Below are 16,060 nucleotides of genomic sequence, written 5' to 3' on the forward strand. Positions count from 1 at the left end.
TTTAGTTGCTTTGTACTTCTGTCTTATACTCTGAATACTATTCAGGAATCAACCACCAAAACGGACGCATTTTTGCTTTCCATAAAAAGGCATAATGCAAAGAGAGTTTTACCCAATGTCCTGCCAATCCAATGTCTCCAAAGGTTTTATTGATGTCACGACCACCGGTTTGTGGATATTTTATATAATCAGGAACAATAGGGTAGGTAGTAATACTCACGCCGCTTCCTTGTGTCATTCCAAAACCTGCCGAAGCGATACAAGCCGCTCCCATATTACCCATAGAACCTTTGTGATGCAAGGATTCTTTTCCGGATTTAATAGAATCGATAATGTTGTCAGCTACTAGTCTAGCTGTAATTCCAGAAGGCATTCCCGTTCTTGGTGGAGCTGGAAAAATATCAGTTCCGTTTTTACTTTTTCGTGGTTTCGAAATAGAATGTGGTGGTGCAAAAGCAATTCCAGGTGCAAAAATATTTTTGTAAGAAGGATTCTGATAGGTTTCTGGCCAGTCTTGAACCGTCCATTCTTCATAAGGTTTCGGTGTATAATCGGCATCTACAATCATAAAGCCTTTGAATAATTTATCGGTAATATCAGCGCCATTTTTATCATACCCTTTAAAACCATGACCTGAAAAAGCGGGTATCAACATCGCAAAATCATAGGTTTCTGATTTGAATTCTCCTTCCAGATTTTCGTAATGTGCTACGCCATCTTCGATTTTATTAACACCAGCACCCAGAATCCATTTGATGCCTCTATCTTCAAAAATCATTTCGATCATGTCTTTGGATCTCATGTTTAAACCGTTGTAATCCAGTAGCATCCCATCCATTCCAAAATCGCCTAAATCATTTTCGTTAGAAATCCAGGTTACTTCAACTTGATTTCTTACACCATGACGAACCAATTCTTTTTCAACATTCAAAATATATTCAAAAGCAGCACCTTGACAAGTTGCTTTGGCGTGCCCCGTTCCAATTAAAACTTTAGCTTTTTTATTAGACCCTTTTAATTGATCGATAAGATCTTTTAAACCGTGCCATGCATGTTGAGCATGGTCATAAGTACATACTGAGAAAGCTTTGTTTGTACCGGGATTTAATCCTTCGGTCATGTCAAACGCTAATTTTGGACCTGTTGCATTAATCAAGTAATCGTAGGTTACATTTTCGGTCTTTCCTTGATCTGCGCCAAAAACATATTCAACCGCTACATAAGGTTTAGTTTCTGTTGCATTTCCTTCTGGATGAAACGAAACAACTTTGGCTTGTTTATAGCCGATGCCTTTTCTTTTGTATAATGGTTCTAGCGGGAAAATTAATTCTTCTGCTTTCATTCTACCAATTCCCACCCAAATATTCGATGGAACCCATTGGTAATTTCGATTGGGAGAAACAACAACAACTTCATGTTCCTTGTTGAGTTTTCGACGCAAATGAGCCGCTGCGGTATGGCCAGAAATTCCTGCTCCTATAATTACTATCTTTGACATATGACTATGATTTAATTAATTGAAAAGATAAAGGTCTACTAACTATCTGTGAATCACAGTGACATTTGTTACACAGCCTTTTTAATTTGCTAAAAAAAAAACTTTTTAATGAGTTTACTGTATTAAGTATAAAAGTACTTTTAAAATGGAATGAAAAAAATGATAATTATCAGATTTACAAAGATTTAGGTGTTTGTTTTTCTGATTTGATTTTTTTTGATTTTTTTTTAAATAAAATAAAACGCTGTAATTTTATAATTTGTATTCAGTATTCGAAATAGCAAAGTTCGTCTGGACGAAGTACAATTGTTGCACAACTGCCTCCAACTATCTTGATAAAGTGGTGATATTAATTTAAGAATAGTAGTACTGCCATATAGGATTTGTAGGCTAATTATTAATTTAAAATTGTAATTAGGGGAAGTCTTTAATTCCTTTAACATTTTAATAAGCAAATTGGTTGTTTTTTTTTAAATTTATGCTATCTTTAAAGTAGACTTAGTGTAAACGACGAAGTGTGACTTATAATACAGATTTATGGAAGATAAAAAGCTCTCTTATGAAGACTTGGAAAAGAAAGTAACAGCCCTTGAACAGGCTGTAGCTACCTTGGAATTGGATAAAACAAATTTGGAGAGTGTCAATGAGCCAAAGGATGTAGCTTTTCAAGAAGACATCCATTTCTGTATTTTCGAAAGAATTACTGATGCTTTTATAGCGCTTGATGCCAATTGGTGTTATACGTACATGAATCAAAAGGCAGCAGAATTTTTAGACTGCAATGCAAATGATGTATTAGGTAAGTGTATTTGGGATTTGTTCCCAAGCGGAACTGAGTTAGGATTTTACGATGCGTACCACAAAGCATTCGAAAAACAACAATACATTTGTGTAGAACAATATTATCCAACTTATGGATTATGGTTCGAAAATCATATTTATCCCTCTTCTAATGGTATCTCCGTTTTCTTCAAGGACATAACCGAAAAGAAGAGTATTAGTAATGCTTTAGAGCAAAACGAAAAAAAGTTTAGAGCTTTGGTTGAGTACAATCAAGAAGTGATTGCAATTTTTGATGCTAATAAAAAGATAATTTTCAGGTCTGGAGGAGCTTTGCAAATCACTGGTTATACAGATGATGAACGCACCTATTTTCCAATGACTGATTTTTTACTGCCAAATAATTTGGAATACTGTGAAAAAAAATTCCAAATGTCTCTTGAAAATCCTGATTTAGTAATTCCAATTTTGATGCAAATAAAGCACAAAAAAGGACATTTTATTTGGATCGAAGGAACTATGGTAAACAAATTACATGATCCTGCTGTTCAAGGTATAATTATGAACATTAGAGATGTGACGGATCGAATCGAAGCCAAGGAAATACTTGTAAAAGAGCAAATTAAGTTTCAAAATATTGCAGCTACATCGCCAGGAATGATTTATTCTATGCGACAAAATAAGGATGGATCCTTATGTTTTCCGTATGCGAGTAGTGCTATGAAAGCCTTATGTGGTTATACATTTGAAGAAGTAGAAAAAGATGCAAATTTGATTTTTTCAAGTGTGTACTTAGAAGATGTTGCTTTACTTCTGGAAAAAATTATGAAGACAAAAACTGAATTTGTCCCATTAAAACATGAATATCGTTACAATCATCCGCAAAAAGGATTGATTTGGCACGAAGTAAATTCCTTACCTGTGCGCGAGCCTGAAGGTACGGTAATTTGTCATGGTGTAATAACCGATATTACAGAGAAGGTAAATGCAAATCATAAGGTTTTAAAAGCAAATAGATTGTATCAATTTATTAGCCAGATCAATCAAATGATTGTAAGGACAAAAGATCAAGAGACGTTATTTAAGGAAGCCTGTACCATTGCTGTAGACTTCGGTAAATTTAAAACGTCCTGGATTGGCATTGTAAATCCAACCACCAATAAAATAGATCATGTAATGATTGCTGGTGATGATGAACAACATTTGAAGCAAGTGCCCTTAACCGAAAACTATATCAATCAATTTGGTACAGGTCCTTGTTTTACAGCCATAAACAGTGGGAAATATGTGGTAAGTAATGACATCGAGACAGATGCAGTTATGGCACCATGGAGTACAGAAGCGCTGAGTAAAGGTATTAAATCTATGATTGCATTACCAATCATCACATTTGGACGTGCTATTGGTTCTTTTGCCTTTTATGCTGAAGAAAAAGATTTTTTTGATACTACCGAAATCGCATTACTAAGAGAAGCTACAGGTGATGTGGCTTTTGCTTTGGAAATTTTCGAAAAAGAAAGGTTAAGAAACGAGACAGAAAAAGAGTTGGTAGAAAGCGAACGTAGGTATCACACGTTAGCAGAAGTTTCTCCTGTTGGAATATTCCGTTCTGATTATTATGGTAATATCACTTTTGTTAACTCGAATACAGTAAAAATTCTGGGGTTGAGTCATGTGGAAATTATTGAGCAAGGTTGGTTTCATGCGGTACACGAAGCTGACCGCGAAAATTTACGCGTGCTGTGGGATGAGCTAATTCGTACTGGTGACGAACAAACTATTGAGTTTAGATTTGTACAGCCAAATCAAAAGATAATTTGGGTTTTGGGGACTGCCGTAGCCGAAAGAGACTCGAATGGAAAAGTGATGGGTTATATTGGTACTATGACCGATATTACCATTCATAAAAATAGTGAGCAACAATTAAGAATATCTAATGAGCGATTTGAAAAGATTGCTACAACCACAAATGATATTGTTTTTGAACTTAATTTGGTTGATGGAACAAGTTGGCATAACAAAAGTTACAATGAGATTTTAGGTTTTTATGATGATGATGCTTCTCCTGCTGAAAATCAAAGGTTGTGGCGTTCTCGTTTGCATCCCGAAGATAAGGAGAGAATAATCGAGTCATTTGAGCGAGTTGTTGCTGAAAAGAAGAATTATTGGGCTTCCGAATTTAGATTTCTAAAAAATGATAAATCTTATGGCTATTTTTATGAGAGAGACGTCATTATTCGAGACGAAAATTTAGTTCCGATCAAGATTATGGGATCTATGTTAGATATTACCGAAATCAAAAAAGCTGAGGAAGAATTTAGAAAGGTCAATACAAGGCTTAAAGGGGTTTTTGACGCCTTACCTGATTTACTTTTTGAAATAAGTGGCGACGGAATAATTGTGAGCTATCATTCCCATAGTGATAATTTGTTGTCTACACCATCTGACTATTTTATTGGAAAAGAGTATAAACAAATATTGCCTGCTCATGCGGCAGAAGTTGCGGAAGCTGCAATACTTGAATCATATGACAAAGGAATTTCAACCGGTAAGCAATACTGGTTAGAATTACCAACAGGAATTCATTGGTTTGAACTATCGGTTTCAAAGCTTGATGGAAAAAAGTTTAAAGACACTTTGTTTATTTGTTTGTCTAGAGATATAACGGCGACTAAAAAAATTGAACAATCCTTACTGAGAAGTAAAAAAAGATACCGTGGATTATTAAGCAATCTTGAAGCTGCAATAATTGTATACCGACCTGATAAAACAATATTGACTAGTAATAATAAAATACTCGAACTCCTTAATACTACCATAGAGGATAAAGAGGATTTAAAAAAATTGATCGAAAGCTTGTCGTATGTAGACGAGAATAAAAAGAAAATCTTAACCGATGATCATGTGGTTAATCAAATATTACGGACCAATGAGCCAATCAAAAACTTAACGGTTGGTATCAATGTAGGAAAGAGTAAAAAAATTATTTGGGTACAAATGAATGGTTTTCCGCTTTGGGGTGAAAACGGAACTATAGACGAAATTGTACTAAGTGTGATAGACATTACGAAGCAAAAAGTAATGCAAAATGAAATTAGAAAAGCTAAGGATCAGGCTGAATTTGCTAATAAAGCAAAAACACAATTTTTGGCCAATATGAGTCATGAAATACGTACACCGTTGAATGGTATTATTGGATTCTCTTCTTTATTGAAAGAAAAAAATCCTAAAAAGATTCGAAAAGAATACATTAATACAGTCAATGAATCGGCAAATAGTTTGATGCGAATTGTAAATGATATACTCGATTTTTCTAAAATTGAATCGGGTAATGTTGAACTAGACATTGAAAAGGTAAATCTGCATGACCTTTGCAATAAAACTATCGATTTATTTAAGCAACAAGCAGCTCAGAAAAAAATTGCACTTACCTACGAATTTGATAAAGAGATTCCAGAATGGGTAATGGGTGATGAGGTAAAACTGAAACAAATTGTTGTCAATTTGATTGGAAATGCGCTTAAATTTACAGAACGCGGCGAGGTTTTGTTTACTATTAAACAAGTACCATCAAAAAGGGAAGATCAGGTCCAGGTTTTGTTTTCTGTGAAGGATACCGGAATCGGAATCAAATCGCACAGCAATAGTAAAATTTTTAAATCGTTTGTTCAAGAAGATAATTCAACTAGTAGAAAATTTGGCGGTACTGGTCTTGGTTTAACCATTTCAAATCAATTACTCGATTTGATGGGCAGCCAATTAGAACTTAAGTCGAAAGTAGGGATTGGGAGCGAATTTTTCTTTACGGTAGCATTCAATACTGTTTTGAATGCTACGAGTACAGCTGTAGGTGCGACTATTATCAATGACCCAATTGCCTTAAAACTTCTAAACGTTAAGACTGTTTTGTTGGTAGAAGATAACAAAATCAATATGTTACTGGCTCGTACCTTATTGAAGAAAATAATGCCTAATTGTGAAATTCATCAAGCCTTAAATGGTGAATTGGGTGTAGAGAAATGTAAATCGGAGAAAATCGATGTTATTTTCATGGACATACAAATGCCCGTCAAAAATGGTTATGAGGCCACTGCAGAAATTAGACAACTTGAAGGTTATCAAAATGTACCGATAATTGCATTAACAGCAGGAATATTAGTAGGTGAGAAGGAAAAATGTTTTGAAGCCGGTATGGACGATTACCTTTCCAAACCAATTATTTTTGCCGATTTGGAGCGAGTGGTTTCGAAATGGTGTGCGGTTTAATTCGTTTTTTTATAACTCCAAACTGCAAAACCGTTGATCGCAAAGGCATAAAGCGCAATAATACCCAATTGTAATTTGATATCGTTAAAACCAGCACCTTTGAGCATAACCATTCTTATTACTTCTACAAAATACCGAATTGGGTTCAACAACGTAATGTTTTGAGCCCAAGTTGGCATACTTTCAATTGGTGTGAACAAACCGCTCATGAGGATGAAAATCACAGTGAAAAACCAAGCAATAAACATGGCTTGTTGTTGGGTTTCGGTATGATTGGAGATAAATAGCCCGATGCCTAGAATTAAGATCAGGTAGACGGCTGTAAATCCATACACCAAGAAAATATTTCCTAAAATTGGTACGTTAAAAATAACTTTGGCAATCAGTAACCCAACGGATAAAATCACCAGTCCCAATACCCAAAACGGAAACAATTTACCAATTATAAATTGATGTTTTTTGATGGGGGTTACATTGATCTGTTCTAAGGTACCTACTTCTTTTTCGCGAACAATATTCATGGACGATAAAAATAAAGACAACATAGTAACCAGCAAAACTAATATTCCAGGAACCATAAAGGTCTTGTAATTGAGTGTTTTGTTGTACCAAAAGGAAGGGATAGTTGTAATTCTTTCTGGTTGTATTGCAACTCCTTGTTGGTAGGTTTGCAGTTTGGTTTGAATAGACTGGTTGTAACCCGAAATGATTTGTGAGATATAAACGTTGGAAACTCCCGCCGCTGCGCCGTCAATAGCATTGATGCTTACCGATAAATTGGTGTTTTGTTGTTTAATGAGCTGCTGTTCAAAATGAAGCGGGATTTCTAAAATTACATCTACATTGCCTTTTTGCATTTCGAGATTCGCTTCTTTTTTGGATTGAAAAGCGGTAACAATATTGAAATAGTGGGAAGCTTCAAATTTACTGATTAGCTCACGTGAGCCAGCGCTGTGGTCGTAATCTACATAGGCGAATTTAATGTTTTTGACTTCAAAGCTCGCTGCATTAGACAGAATTACCAATTGCATTAATGGCAAAATGAAAATGATGGGCAGCATCCCTTTGTTTCTAAAGATTTGCTTGAATTCTTTTTGTATGATGAAGAGGATTGTTTTCATAATTTGTATTTAAACTTTAAACCCAGTCAGGGTTCAAAACCCTGACTGGGTTACTAGGATTATTCCAAACGAATTTTATATTTTTTGATGCTCAAGCCTGTGTATAGAAAGGTCATTCCGATTAAGATTAACGTTTCTTTCCAAATTATTGAAAAACTAGCGCCCTTGAGCATAATGGCTTTGATGATGATGATAAACCACTTGGCGGGAATGATATTACTTATGATTTGTAGCGGTAATGGCATGCTCGAAATGGGGAAGATGAAGCCCGAAAGTAGTATAACTGGTAACATGAGGCCGAAGAGCGAAATCATCATAGCCGTTTGCTGAGAATCTGCCAATGTGGAAATTAAAATCCCGAGTGTCAAGGCGCAAATGATGAATAATACGGTCTCTAGGGCGAGTAAAAGTAAACTTCCTTCGATGGGCATTTCAAACACAAAATAGCCCAAAAGTAGGATGATAGCAGCGTTGATAATGGATAAAAAGATATACGGGAACACCTTGCCTATGATGACTTGAATGGGTTTGAGAGGCGAAACTAACAGGATTTCCATAGTACCTAATTCTTTTTCTCGAGTGATGGATATGGAGGTCATCATGGCCGATACCAACATTAAAATTACGGTCATTACGCCAGGGACAAAAGTAAAAACGCTTTTCATGGCTGGGTTATAAAACAGCTGGGTTTGCGTCTGAATTTGATAGCTAGGCTGGATGTTTTTGTTTTTTTCTTGAATATAATTTTGTAATATAGAACTGATGTAATTGGATATGGTGTTGGCCATATTGGGATCGGTAGCATCGGTGATGACCTGAACTTTTCCGTTTTTGAGGGTTTGTAAATTTTTGATGAAGTCTTTTTCGAAAACCAAAACGGCTTTGACTTTCCCTTTTTTGAATACGCTTTCAATCTGGGACTCAGATTTAATTTCTTGCTCGATATCAAAATAAGATGAGCGGCTTATTTTTTGGATAATTTGTTGGGTTTCGGTATCATTTGATTTGTCAAGTATGGCGATTTTTACATTGTTGATTTCGTTTGTAATGGCAAAACCAAACAACATAATTTGTGCAATAGGCATTCCGAAAAGAATAAACATAGAACGCTTGTCACGAAAAATGTGATAGAATTCTTTTTTTATAAAACCGATAAATCTTTTCATTTTTGTTTGTTTAAAGTTTCAGGTTTCAGATTTCTATTTCAGAAACCGACAAACTATTTTTTAATCTTTTCACTATTTTATTTAACTGCAAAAACCAATACATTTGTTAAAGTATCTGTATCTACAATATAGGTAGTTCCCCCTTCGGGGGCTAGGGGGATTACTCAATATTCCTAGCCAATTTCAAAAACACATCGTTCATGGAATCCACTTTATACTTTTGTTTTAGATTTTTGGGTGAGTCCAAAGCTTCGATCACGCCATCGACCATGATGGACACACGGTCGCAGTATTCGGCTTCGTCCATGTAATGTGTGGTCACAAATATGGTGGTGCCTTTGTGGGCTTGTGTATAAATCATTTCCCAAAACTGTCGTCGGGTAATGGGGTCCACTCCGCCGGTTGGCTCATCTAGAAACACAATTTTTGGTTCGTGCAATAAGGCCACCGAAAACGATAATTTTTGTTTCCAACCCAACGGCAAGGAGGCAACCAAATTATCGGCTACGTTTTGCATTTGCAATTCGGTTACCAATTGTATTGTTTTTTCTTTAATTTGTTTGCGAGACAAACCGTAGATGCCACCAAAAAAAGTGATATTCTCTTTGATGGTCAAATCGTCATACAAAGAAAATTTTTGACTCATATAGCCGATGTTTCTTTTGACTAAGTCGGCTTGCGTGGCAACATCCAATCCAGCGACAATAGCAGTTCCAGCTGTTGGTTTGGAAATCCCGATTAACATTTTCATAGCCGTAGTTTTCCCCGCGCCATTAGCACCAAGAAACCCGAAAATTTCGCCTTTGTACACGTCAAAAGTAATGCCTTTGACGGCGGTGAAATCGCCAAATTTTTTGGTTAGGTTTTCGACTTGTATTATTTTTTCTTGTTTCATTTTATTTTAGCCACGAATTACACAAATTGGCACGAATGAAGTGCTTTATATGATTTCACAAATTTTATTAGGACAGTAACTCATAACTCTTACTTCAAAACTCCTAACTCTATTAAAGGTCCATAAACACATCTTCAGTAGTGGTTACCGCTTTTTTTATAATAATATCAGTATGACCTTTACTTTCTAAATACTCTTTCAAAAATATTGGATCGAAATCTTCTCTTTTATCGATATAATGAATAAATTCTCCAAAAGCATATACACTATAATGAGTAGGATAACTTTTTAAATCATGAATTAATCCATGGGTATTCTTGGATTGAATGTCGTAAATTACTTTTTCATAGTTGCTAGTGATGGCTTGCGGCGTATCGATTTTTAGCACTTTACCTTTTTTGATTAATGCAATTCGGTCACAAAGCGACGCTTCATCCATATAGGGAGTAGAAACCAAAATCGTAATTCCTTTTTGCTGTAAGCGCTTGAGCATTTGCCAAAATTCTTTTCTAGAAACAGGATCCACTCCTGTGGTGGGTTCGTCTAAAAACAATACTTTTGGAGCATGAATCAAAGCACAACACAAGGCTAGTTTTTGTTTCATTCCGCCCGATAATGCACCTGCTCTTCGTTTTTTGAAGGGTTCAATTTGAACGTATATGTCTTCAATTAGTTCATAATTTTCTTCGATGGTTGTACCGAAAATTGTGGCAAAAAAAGTTAGGTTTTCTTCAACAGTTAAATCTTGGTATAACGAAAATTTCCCAGGCATGTACCCAACGGAATTCCGAATGGCTTTGTAATCGGTTACAACATCCAGACCCGCAACAGTTGCGATACCTTGGTCGGCGAGTAGGAGTGTAGTCAAAACACGAAAAATAGTTGTTTTACCAGCTCCATCAGGACCTATTAACCCAAACAATTCACCTGAATTGACTTCAAAAGAAACCGAATCAATAGCTTTGATTTTGTTGTAGGATTTGGATATGTTTTGGATGGATATGCTCATATATAGGCCCCCTAACCCCCGAAGGGGGAACAACTGGAAGGCGTAGTTGTATTAAATTCTTATTTCTTTGTATTCCCCAGTTGGGGGTTAGGGGGCTAATTTAACTTCCGCTGGCATGCCGATTTTTAGACTCCCATCATTTTTTACTAGCACTTTTGCAGCGTAAACCAAATTCACTCGTTCTTCTTTGGTTTGGATGATTTTTGGCGTGAACTCAGCAGCCGATGAAATCCACGATATTTTGCCTTTGTAGGCTTTTAATCCTTCTTTTTGATCGATAGAAACCGTTACTTCTTGACCTACTTTTATAGCCGATAATTGGGTTTCGCTAAAGTAGACACGCAACGTCATTTCAGACAAATCGGCAATTTTGTACAGGGGTTTCCCGAAGGCTGTAATTTCTTTGGGTTCGGCGTATTGTGCCAAAACAGTTCCTTTAACAGGATTGACAATTTTTGATTTTTTGAGTTGGTCGTTGATTTTTTCAATCTGAACATCAATCGATTTTACTTCGCTTACAATTGGGGCATTTTGTGTCGCTATACTGTTTATTTGTTGTTGGAACACTTTTACTTTTCCCGCGATTTCATCCACTTGTCGTTTTGTAGCGGCGTTTTCTTTGAACATCGCGTTGATACGATTTTGCTCCAGTCGTGCTGTTTTAAGTTGCTCTTCAATCACAGAACGCTGTGATAAAACGTTGGATGATTTGGAGTTGATCGTGTTTTTGGATGCGATTAATTGTTGCTTGTTGAGGTATAATTGTACAGTGTCGATTTGACCAATTATGGCTTCTTTTTCGAGTTGCATTCCTTCGTCCAAATTCAGGTATTCAATTTTTCCATTTGCTTCTGCAGAAACAGTCACTTCTGTAGCTTCAAAATTCCCGAAGGCATCAGCTTCACTTACTTTTTTGTTACAAGAAACAAGGGCTAAAGCGGTTAATAATAGGATACTTTTTTTCATCTTAGTTGATTCCTTTAGTAGTTTGATAATTTATTTGAGCAAGTTCAAGTTGCGTCTCGTGCACTTTTTGATTGGTTTTTGCCTCAAAAAGATGGTTTAATTCGGTAACATAATCAGATGCCGTAATCACACCGTTTCGAAGTTGCGAATCCGACGACTGCACTACTTTTTCGCGCAATTGTATAATTTCGTCATCCGTTTGGATAATGATTAGCATTTTTTCGATCTCAGTTTGGAGTTCTGCCAATTGCATTTGGTTGTTGGTTTCAAAAGTTTCTTTATCGGTCGACACTATTTCTTTGGCAATGTCTAGTGCTTGCTTGTCAGTTTTGGATTTGTCCCAATCAAAAATAGTCCAGTTCATTTTTAATCCCACGATATAGAACCCCTCAAAAGAATTGTTTAGCATATTCAAACCAGGATTTCCGTATCCTGCTTGTCCAAAGGCGTTAAGTTTTGGTAAATTAGATTTCGAAATCACCTCTTTCGAAGCGTCAATTTGTGCTTGTTGTAAATCAAAAAACTGGATTTCAGGTCGTGTTCCGTTGCTGTCTATCGTTCTTGGCTTTTCTAAAACAGTGTTGACTTCGAAAGTAGTTTTGGTCAAACTAGCTAAATTTTGTAATTCTTTGGTACGTTGAAAACTATTTTCGGTTAGGGCTTGTTTTAGTTTCAATAATTCGGCTTCCAATACTTGTTCAGATGCTGGCAATACTGCACCGTTTTTCACAGCCGATTTTACTTCTTTAATCTTTGAGACAATCGTATTTTTTTTGTCCAACAACAATAGATTTTGGTCTTGCCATAATAAAATCATCAAGTACGAATAATTGATACGAGATTTAAGCGTGTACAAATTAACCGCCACTTGTTGCTGTTGGGTAAGGGTTTGTGCCGTTTTCAGTTTGGAGTTGGCCTCTATCATTCCGCCATTATAGATCAATTGGTTAACGTCTACTGTGGCTCTGTATTGGTCTTTGTTTAGTGGTGTGATAGTGATGTTCGGAATACTAATGGGCAATTGTGTTACAGCTGATTGGTAAGTTGCTTGAGCGTTAAGGTCAATTTTTGGCAATTTGGCTTTGTTCATCGCATCAATTTCAAAGGTTGATTTTTGTTGGAGTAGCGCCGTTTGCTTTGCCAATGGGTAATTTTTGGCAGCGAGTTCATAACACGATGTCAATGTAATTTTCTGTTGTGAAAATACCCAAATAGGGGACATGACGATTAATAGTAGTACTGATTTTTTCATTTTTTTATAGCATTAATTATAAAGGAAGCCACATGTTTTTTGCGTTCCTCCAATAATTGATTGTAGGCTTCTTCTTCTGTGTTCGAAAGTTTTTGTAACAGTGGAGTCCCTACAAAAGGAAAAATACAGAGCGAAAATAAATCAATCAAAAGCTGTTTTGGCTGTATTGTTCTGATGGTTTCATTTTGAATGGCTTCTTCAATTTGTTTCAAAAAATTTGTTGGTTTAGGCAATGCGGCTTGACTAAAAAAAGTGGTCGTAAATTCTGGATTGTTATTTAATTCCTGAATAATAAATGTTGGCAGAAAACGATTTTCTAGTACAAACGATATGTAGGTGTTCGTAAAGTTTTCAATCTTCTCAAATAAAGAAACATCCGAATTGAGTACTTGATGGATTTGCGGTGCCAACTGCATAAAAGCCCTTTTAAAAACGGCTTCGAATAACAATTGTTTGGATCGAAAGTAATAATGTAGCATGGCTTTGTTGATTCCTGCTACATCTGCAATTTCTTGCATACGTGCAGCAGCCAATCCTTTTCTATGAAAGACTTTCATGGCGCTTTCAAAAATAATTTCTTCAGTATTGGATTCTAATTTTTTCATTAAACTATATGGTTTAACCATTTGGTTAACAAAGGTAGAAAAAAAAAGCAATTGGCGTTACTTTTTTTTAAATTTCTACTTGAATTTGCAATTTATTTATCAGGTATACAGTTATTTATATCTAGATTACCGGATTAAAATAGGATTGATTATGTACTTGAAGTATAGATATAACGTGGAGTCTAAATTATTTATACAAGACTTTTATAATGCATCAAACTACAGTACATTAGCACTTCTTTTTTGTTATTTATTCGTTTTTTCTAAAATGATATTCATGATGTCTTTCTTTTGCAAAACACCTGATTGTCTCCATAATTGTTTACCATTTTGATATAAAATCATTGTAGGTACGCCACGTACTTGCAACTGCGAGGCCAATTGTTGGTTTTTGTCAACATCTACTTTTAAGATCGAAATTCCGTCGCCTAAATTATCTTTTACCTCCTTTAATATGGGTGCCAACATTTTGCATGGGCCACACCATGTTGCGAAGAAATCTACTAAAACGGGTTTGTCAGAATTAATAATGGATTGAAAATCACTCATTTGATTTGTTTTTATAAGTTGGAACTGCGCATCCATTAAGGCTACAGCCTGTGTTGAATACGGATTGAAATAGGAAAAAAGCACCTACAAAACCAAAAAGCATTTCATGGTATTGTATGGCTTGTTGTATCATAAAGGCAGCAATCGCTAGACGTATCCATCGCATGGCGTGCCAATTGTTCAATATTCTATTTTTCATAGTGTTCTTTTTTTATTTAGGACTATTAGCTATTGTATCAAGATCAAAATCATCAATACTTGTGCTACTTACTACCAATATAGACGCTTGATCTATACTGATACTGACATTTAAGATCTTGTTTTGTTTTAAAAGGTTAGTCTTTATGCCTTCAACATCAAGTTCTTTTTCAATTTTTGGACTATATAACTGCACAAATACAGCATTGTTTTTTTTGAATCTAATTTCTAATTCTGATCCTGCTCTTGGCTTAATGGAATTTTTTGCATGTTCGAAAACTATAAATTCAAAAGCATGTTGAAAGAGCATTTGATATTCTGCTTTAGTCCCACCAAATGGAGGTCCTGATTCAAACTCTTTATCGAAAAGCAAACCAGTTAGAATTCCGTTGCTAGTTAAAAGGCTGTGCATCTTCCAAACATACCTTTGACGAAGCTTTGGTGGCAGGGCACAAAAAAAGGTTTGTTCGATAATTAAATCATATTTTCCCTCATGTTCGAAAAAATCGCCTAAAACAATCGTGATATTTGGATTGTCTTGAAACTTTTCTTCAAGCTTCTGTACCAATGTTGGCGCAATATCAATAACAGTAATATTTGTAAATCCGATTTTTAAAAGATGTTCCGCTTCGTAGGTATTGCCGCAACCAGGAATCAAAATAGCTAGCTCTTTATTTGGTAATTGATCAATATAAGATTGGATAGGAGGAGAGACACAGCCCAAATCCCAACCCGTTCTGTTGTTTTTGTATTGTGTATCCCAATATTCTTGGTCAACTATTTTCTCAGCTGAGTGGGCGACTGTTTTATTCATAGTATTCAAGTTGGTAATCTCCTATATGTTTGTTGTTGTCTTCAATCATTTTTTTATGTCTAAAGAAATTGATTATTCCATATATGAGTATAAATAGAGATGTACCGTAAAACACAATTTCGATTAGTAAACTCCTTTCAATTTGCAAAAGATTGCGGGTACTTAATCCAGCTATAGAAAAATACATTGCTGTGCGTAAAAAAGCCAAAAATGTACTTTGGTTGGCCAAAATAGTACGCTGCAGTGCAAGGCGTTCCCGAAGGATCAAATCTTTTTTTAAAGTTTCGGCAACTTTGTTTGTTTTTGGAATGGTTTTTTCAGGTTTTTGTTTTGAACCTAAATTAAACCATTTCCAAAAATATAATTTAGATAGAAAACTCATAGATTGGTATTTTGATTTTTTGATATTTAAAAATACATATTATTTAATCGTTTTCAAAATTTTTATCGAAGGCAATAGTACTAGAATTGTTTACTAGTATCCATGTTTGACTTGTTGGTAAATTCCTTTATTTTTTACCCGTATTGATTTTAAATGGGGCATATAGTGGACAAAAACTTATGAAACTAGTAGCTATAAACACGACTGCTACTGCTATTAGTATAAGTGATAAGGTACCAGATATGATATCGGTAAAATACAATCCTGAGATTACTACAGCAATAATAAGTCGGATGATTTTGTCGGTGGTTCCCATGTTTTTTTTCATGTTATAGATGTTTTAGGCCCGAGGGCTGTTAGGGTATAAGTGTAGTTTTTATCTAAAGTCAAAGACAAAAGAAGTGTATAGAAACTTAGTTTAAATCTTAGATTCTAGTTAACCATATTTCTTTTTAATCTATTGCAAATTATTTCAGGTAATTATACAAAAGTCGTAATCGAACTGTTTTTTTTGCGTGAGGGATAGTCCCGAAGTTTCGGGAGTAAAGCACGGAAACAA

At 35.4% G+C, this 16,060-nt stretch carries 14 protein-coding genes; 1 reads left to right on the plus strand and 13 read right to left on the minus strand.

Annotated features, from left to right (window positions below; translation table 11 throughout):
- Nucleotides 1–37: 37 nt before the first annotated feature.
- Nucleotides 38–1,498 (minus strand): NAD(P)/FAD-dependent oxidoreductase, encoded by a 1,461-nt coding sequence (locus FFWV33_RS11875; RefSeq protein ID WP_108741092.1) that lies wholly within the window; start codon nt 1,496–1,498, stop codon nt 38–40.
- Nucleotides 1,499–2,035: 537 nt separating this feature from the next.
- On the opposite strand from FFWV33_RS11875, the gene FFWV33_RS11885 reads away from it, so the two are divergent.
- Nucleotides 2,036–6,544: a PAS domain S-box protein gene (locus FFWV33_RS11885; protein WP_108741094.1), complete on the plus strand. Its 4,509-nt coding sequence runs from the start codon at nt 2,036–2,038 to the stop codon at nt 6,542–6,544.
- Here the strand turns inward: FFWV33_RS11885 and FFWV33_RS11890 are convergent.
- From FFWV33_RS11890 to FFWV33_RS11945, 12 genes are all read right to left on the minus strand, one after another.
- Nucleotides 6,541–7,665 carry an ABC transporter permease gene (locus tag FFWV33_RS11890; protein WP_108741095.1) on the minus strand — a complete coding sequence of 375 codons (1,125 nt, stop codon included), beginning with the start codon at nt 7,663–7,665 and terminating at the stop codon, nt 6,541–6,543. The two genes, FFWV33_RS11885 and FFWV33_RS11890, sit on opposite strands and share 4 nt — an antisense overlap.
- Before the next feature lie 59 nt (nt 7,666–7,724).
- Nucleotides 7,725–8,831 carry an ABC transporter permease gene (locus FFWV33_RS11895; RefSeq protein WP_108741096.1) on the minus strand — a complete coding sequence of 369 codons (1,107 nt, stop codon included), beginning with the start codon at nt 8,829–8,831 and terminating at the stop codon, nt 7,725–7,727.
- 160 nt (nt 8,832–8,991) lie between these two features.
- A complete protein-coding gene (locus FFWV33_RS11900; protein ID WP_108741097.1) occupies nt 8,992–9,726 on the minus strand; it encodes an ABC transporter ATP-binding protein in 735 nt (244 codons plus the stop codon).
- 112 nt (nt 9,727–9,838) lie between these two features.
- Nucleotides 9,839–10,735 carry an ABC transporter ATP-binding protein gene (locus FFWV33_RS11905; RefSeq protein WP_108741098.1) on the minus strand — a complete coding sequence of 299 codons (897 nt, stop codon included), beginning with the start codon at nt 10,733–10,735 and terminating at the stop codon, nt 9,839–9,841.
- A gap of 87 nt (nt 10,736–10,822) precedes the next feature.
- Nucleotides 10,823–11,701 carry an HlyD family secretion protein gene (locus tag FFWV33_RS11910; protein WP_108741099.1) on the minus strand — a complete coding sequence of 293 codons (879 nt, stop codon included), beginning with the start codon at nt 11,699–11,701 and terminating at the stop codon, nt 10,823–10,825.
- A gap of 1 nt (nt 11,702) precedes the next feature.
- Nucleotides 11,703–12,953 carry a TolC family protein gene (locus FFWV33_RS11915; protein WP_108741100.1) on the minus strand — a complete coding sequence of 417 codons (1,251 nt, stop codon included), beginning with the start codon at nt 12,951–12,953 and terminating at the stop codon, nt 11,703–11,705.
- Entirely contained in the window at nt 12,950–13,558 is a 609-nt protein-coding gene (locus FFWV33_RS11920; RefSeq protein WP_245891497.1) for a TetR/AcrR family transcriptional regulator, read from the minus strand. Before FFWV33_RS11920 ends, FFWV33_RS11915 begins: the two co-directional genes overlap by 4 nt.
- A 246-nt stretch (nt 13,559–13,804) precedes the next feature.
- The gene (trxA, locus tag FFWV33_RS11925; RefSeq protein WP_245891500.1) at nt 13,805–14,107 is read right to left on the minus strand and encodes a thioredoxin; all 303 of its coding nucleotides are present in this window, start codon (nt 14,105–14,107) and stop codon (nt 13,805–13,807) included.
- The gene (locus FFWV33_RS11930) at nt 14,100–14,306 is read right to left on the minus strand and encodes a hypothetical protein (RefSeq protein WP_108741103.1); all 207 of its coding nucleotides are present in this window, start codon (nt 14,304–14,306) and stop codon (nt 14,100–14,102) included. The genes trxA and FFWV33_RS11930 overlap by 8 nt, the downstream gene beginning before the upstream one ends.
- Before the next feature lie 12 nt (nt 14,307–14,318).
- A complete protein-coding gene (locus FFWV33_RS11935) occupies nt 14,319–15,119 on the minus strand; it encodes a methyltransferase domain-containing protein (RefSeq protein ID WP_108741104.1) in 801 nt (266 codons plus the stop codon).
- The gene (locus FFWV33_RS11940; RefSeq protein ID WP_108741105.1) at nt 15,112–15,501 is read right to left on the minus strand and encodes a DUF202 domain-containing protein; all 390 of its coding nucleotides are present in this window, start codon (nt 15,499–15,501) and stop codon (nt 15,112–15,114) included. Before FFWV33_RS11940 ends, FFWV33_RS11935 begins: the two co-directional genes overlap by 8 nt.
- A 127-nt stretch (nt 15,502–15,628) precedes the next feature.
- Entirely contained in the window at nt 15,629–15,829 is a 201-nt protein-coding gene (locus FFWV33_RS11945; protein WP_108741106.1) for a YgaP family membrane protein, read from the minus strand.
- Nucleotides 15,830–16,060 lie beyond the last annotated feature (231 nt).

Source organism: Flavobacterium faecale (assembly GCF_003076455.1).
GTDB lineage: Bacteria > Bacteroidota > Bacteroidia > Flavobacteriales > Flavobacteriaceae > Flavobacterium > Flavobacterium faecale.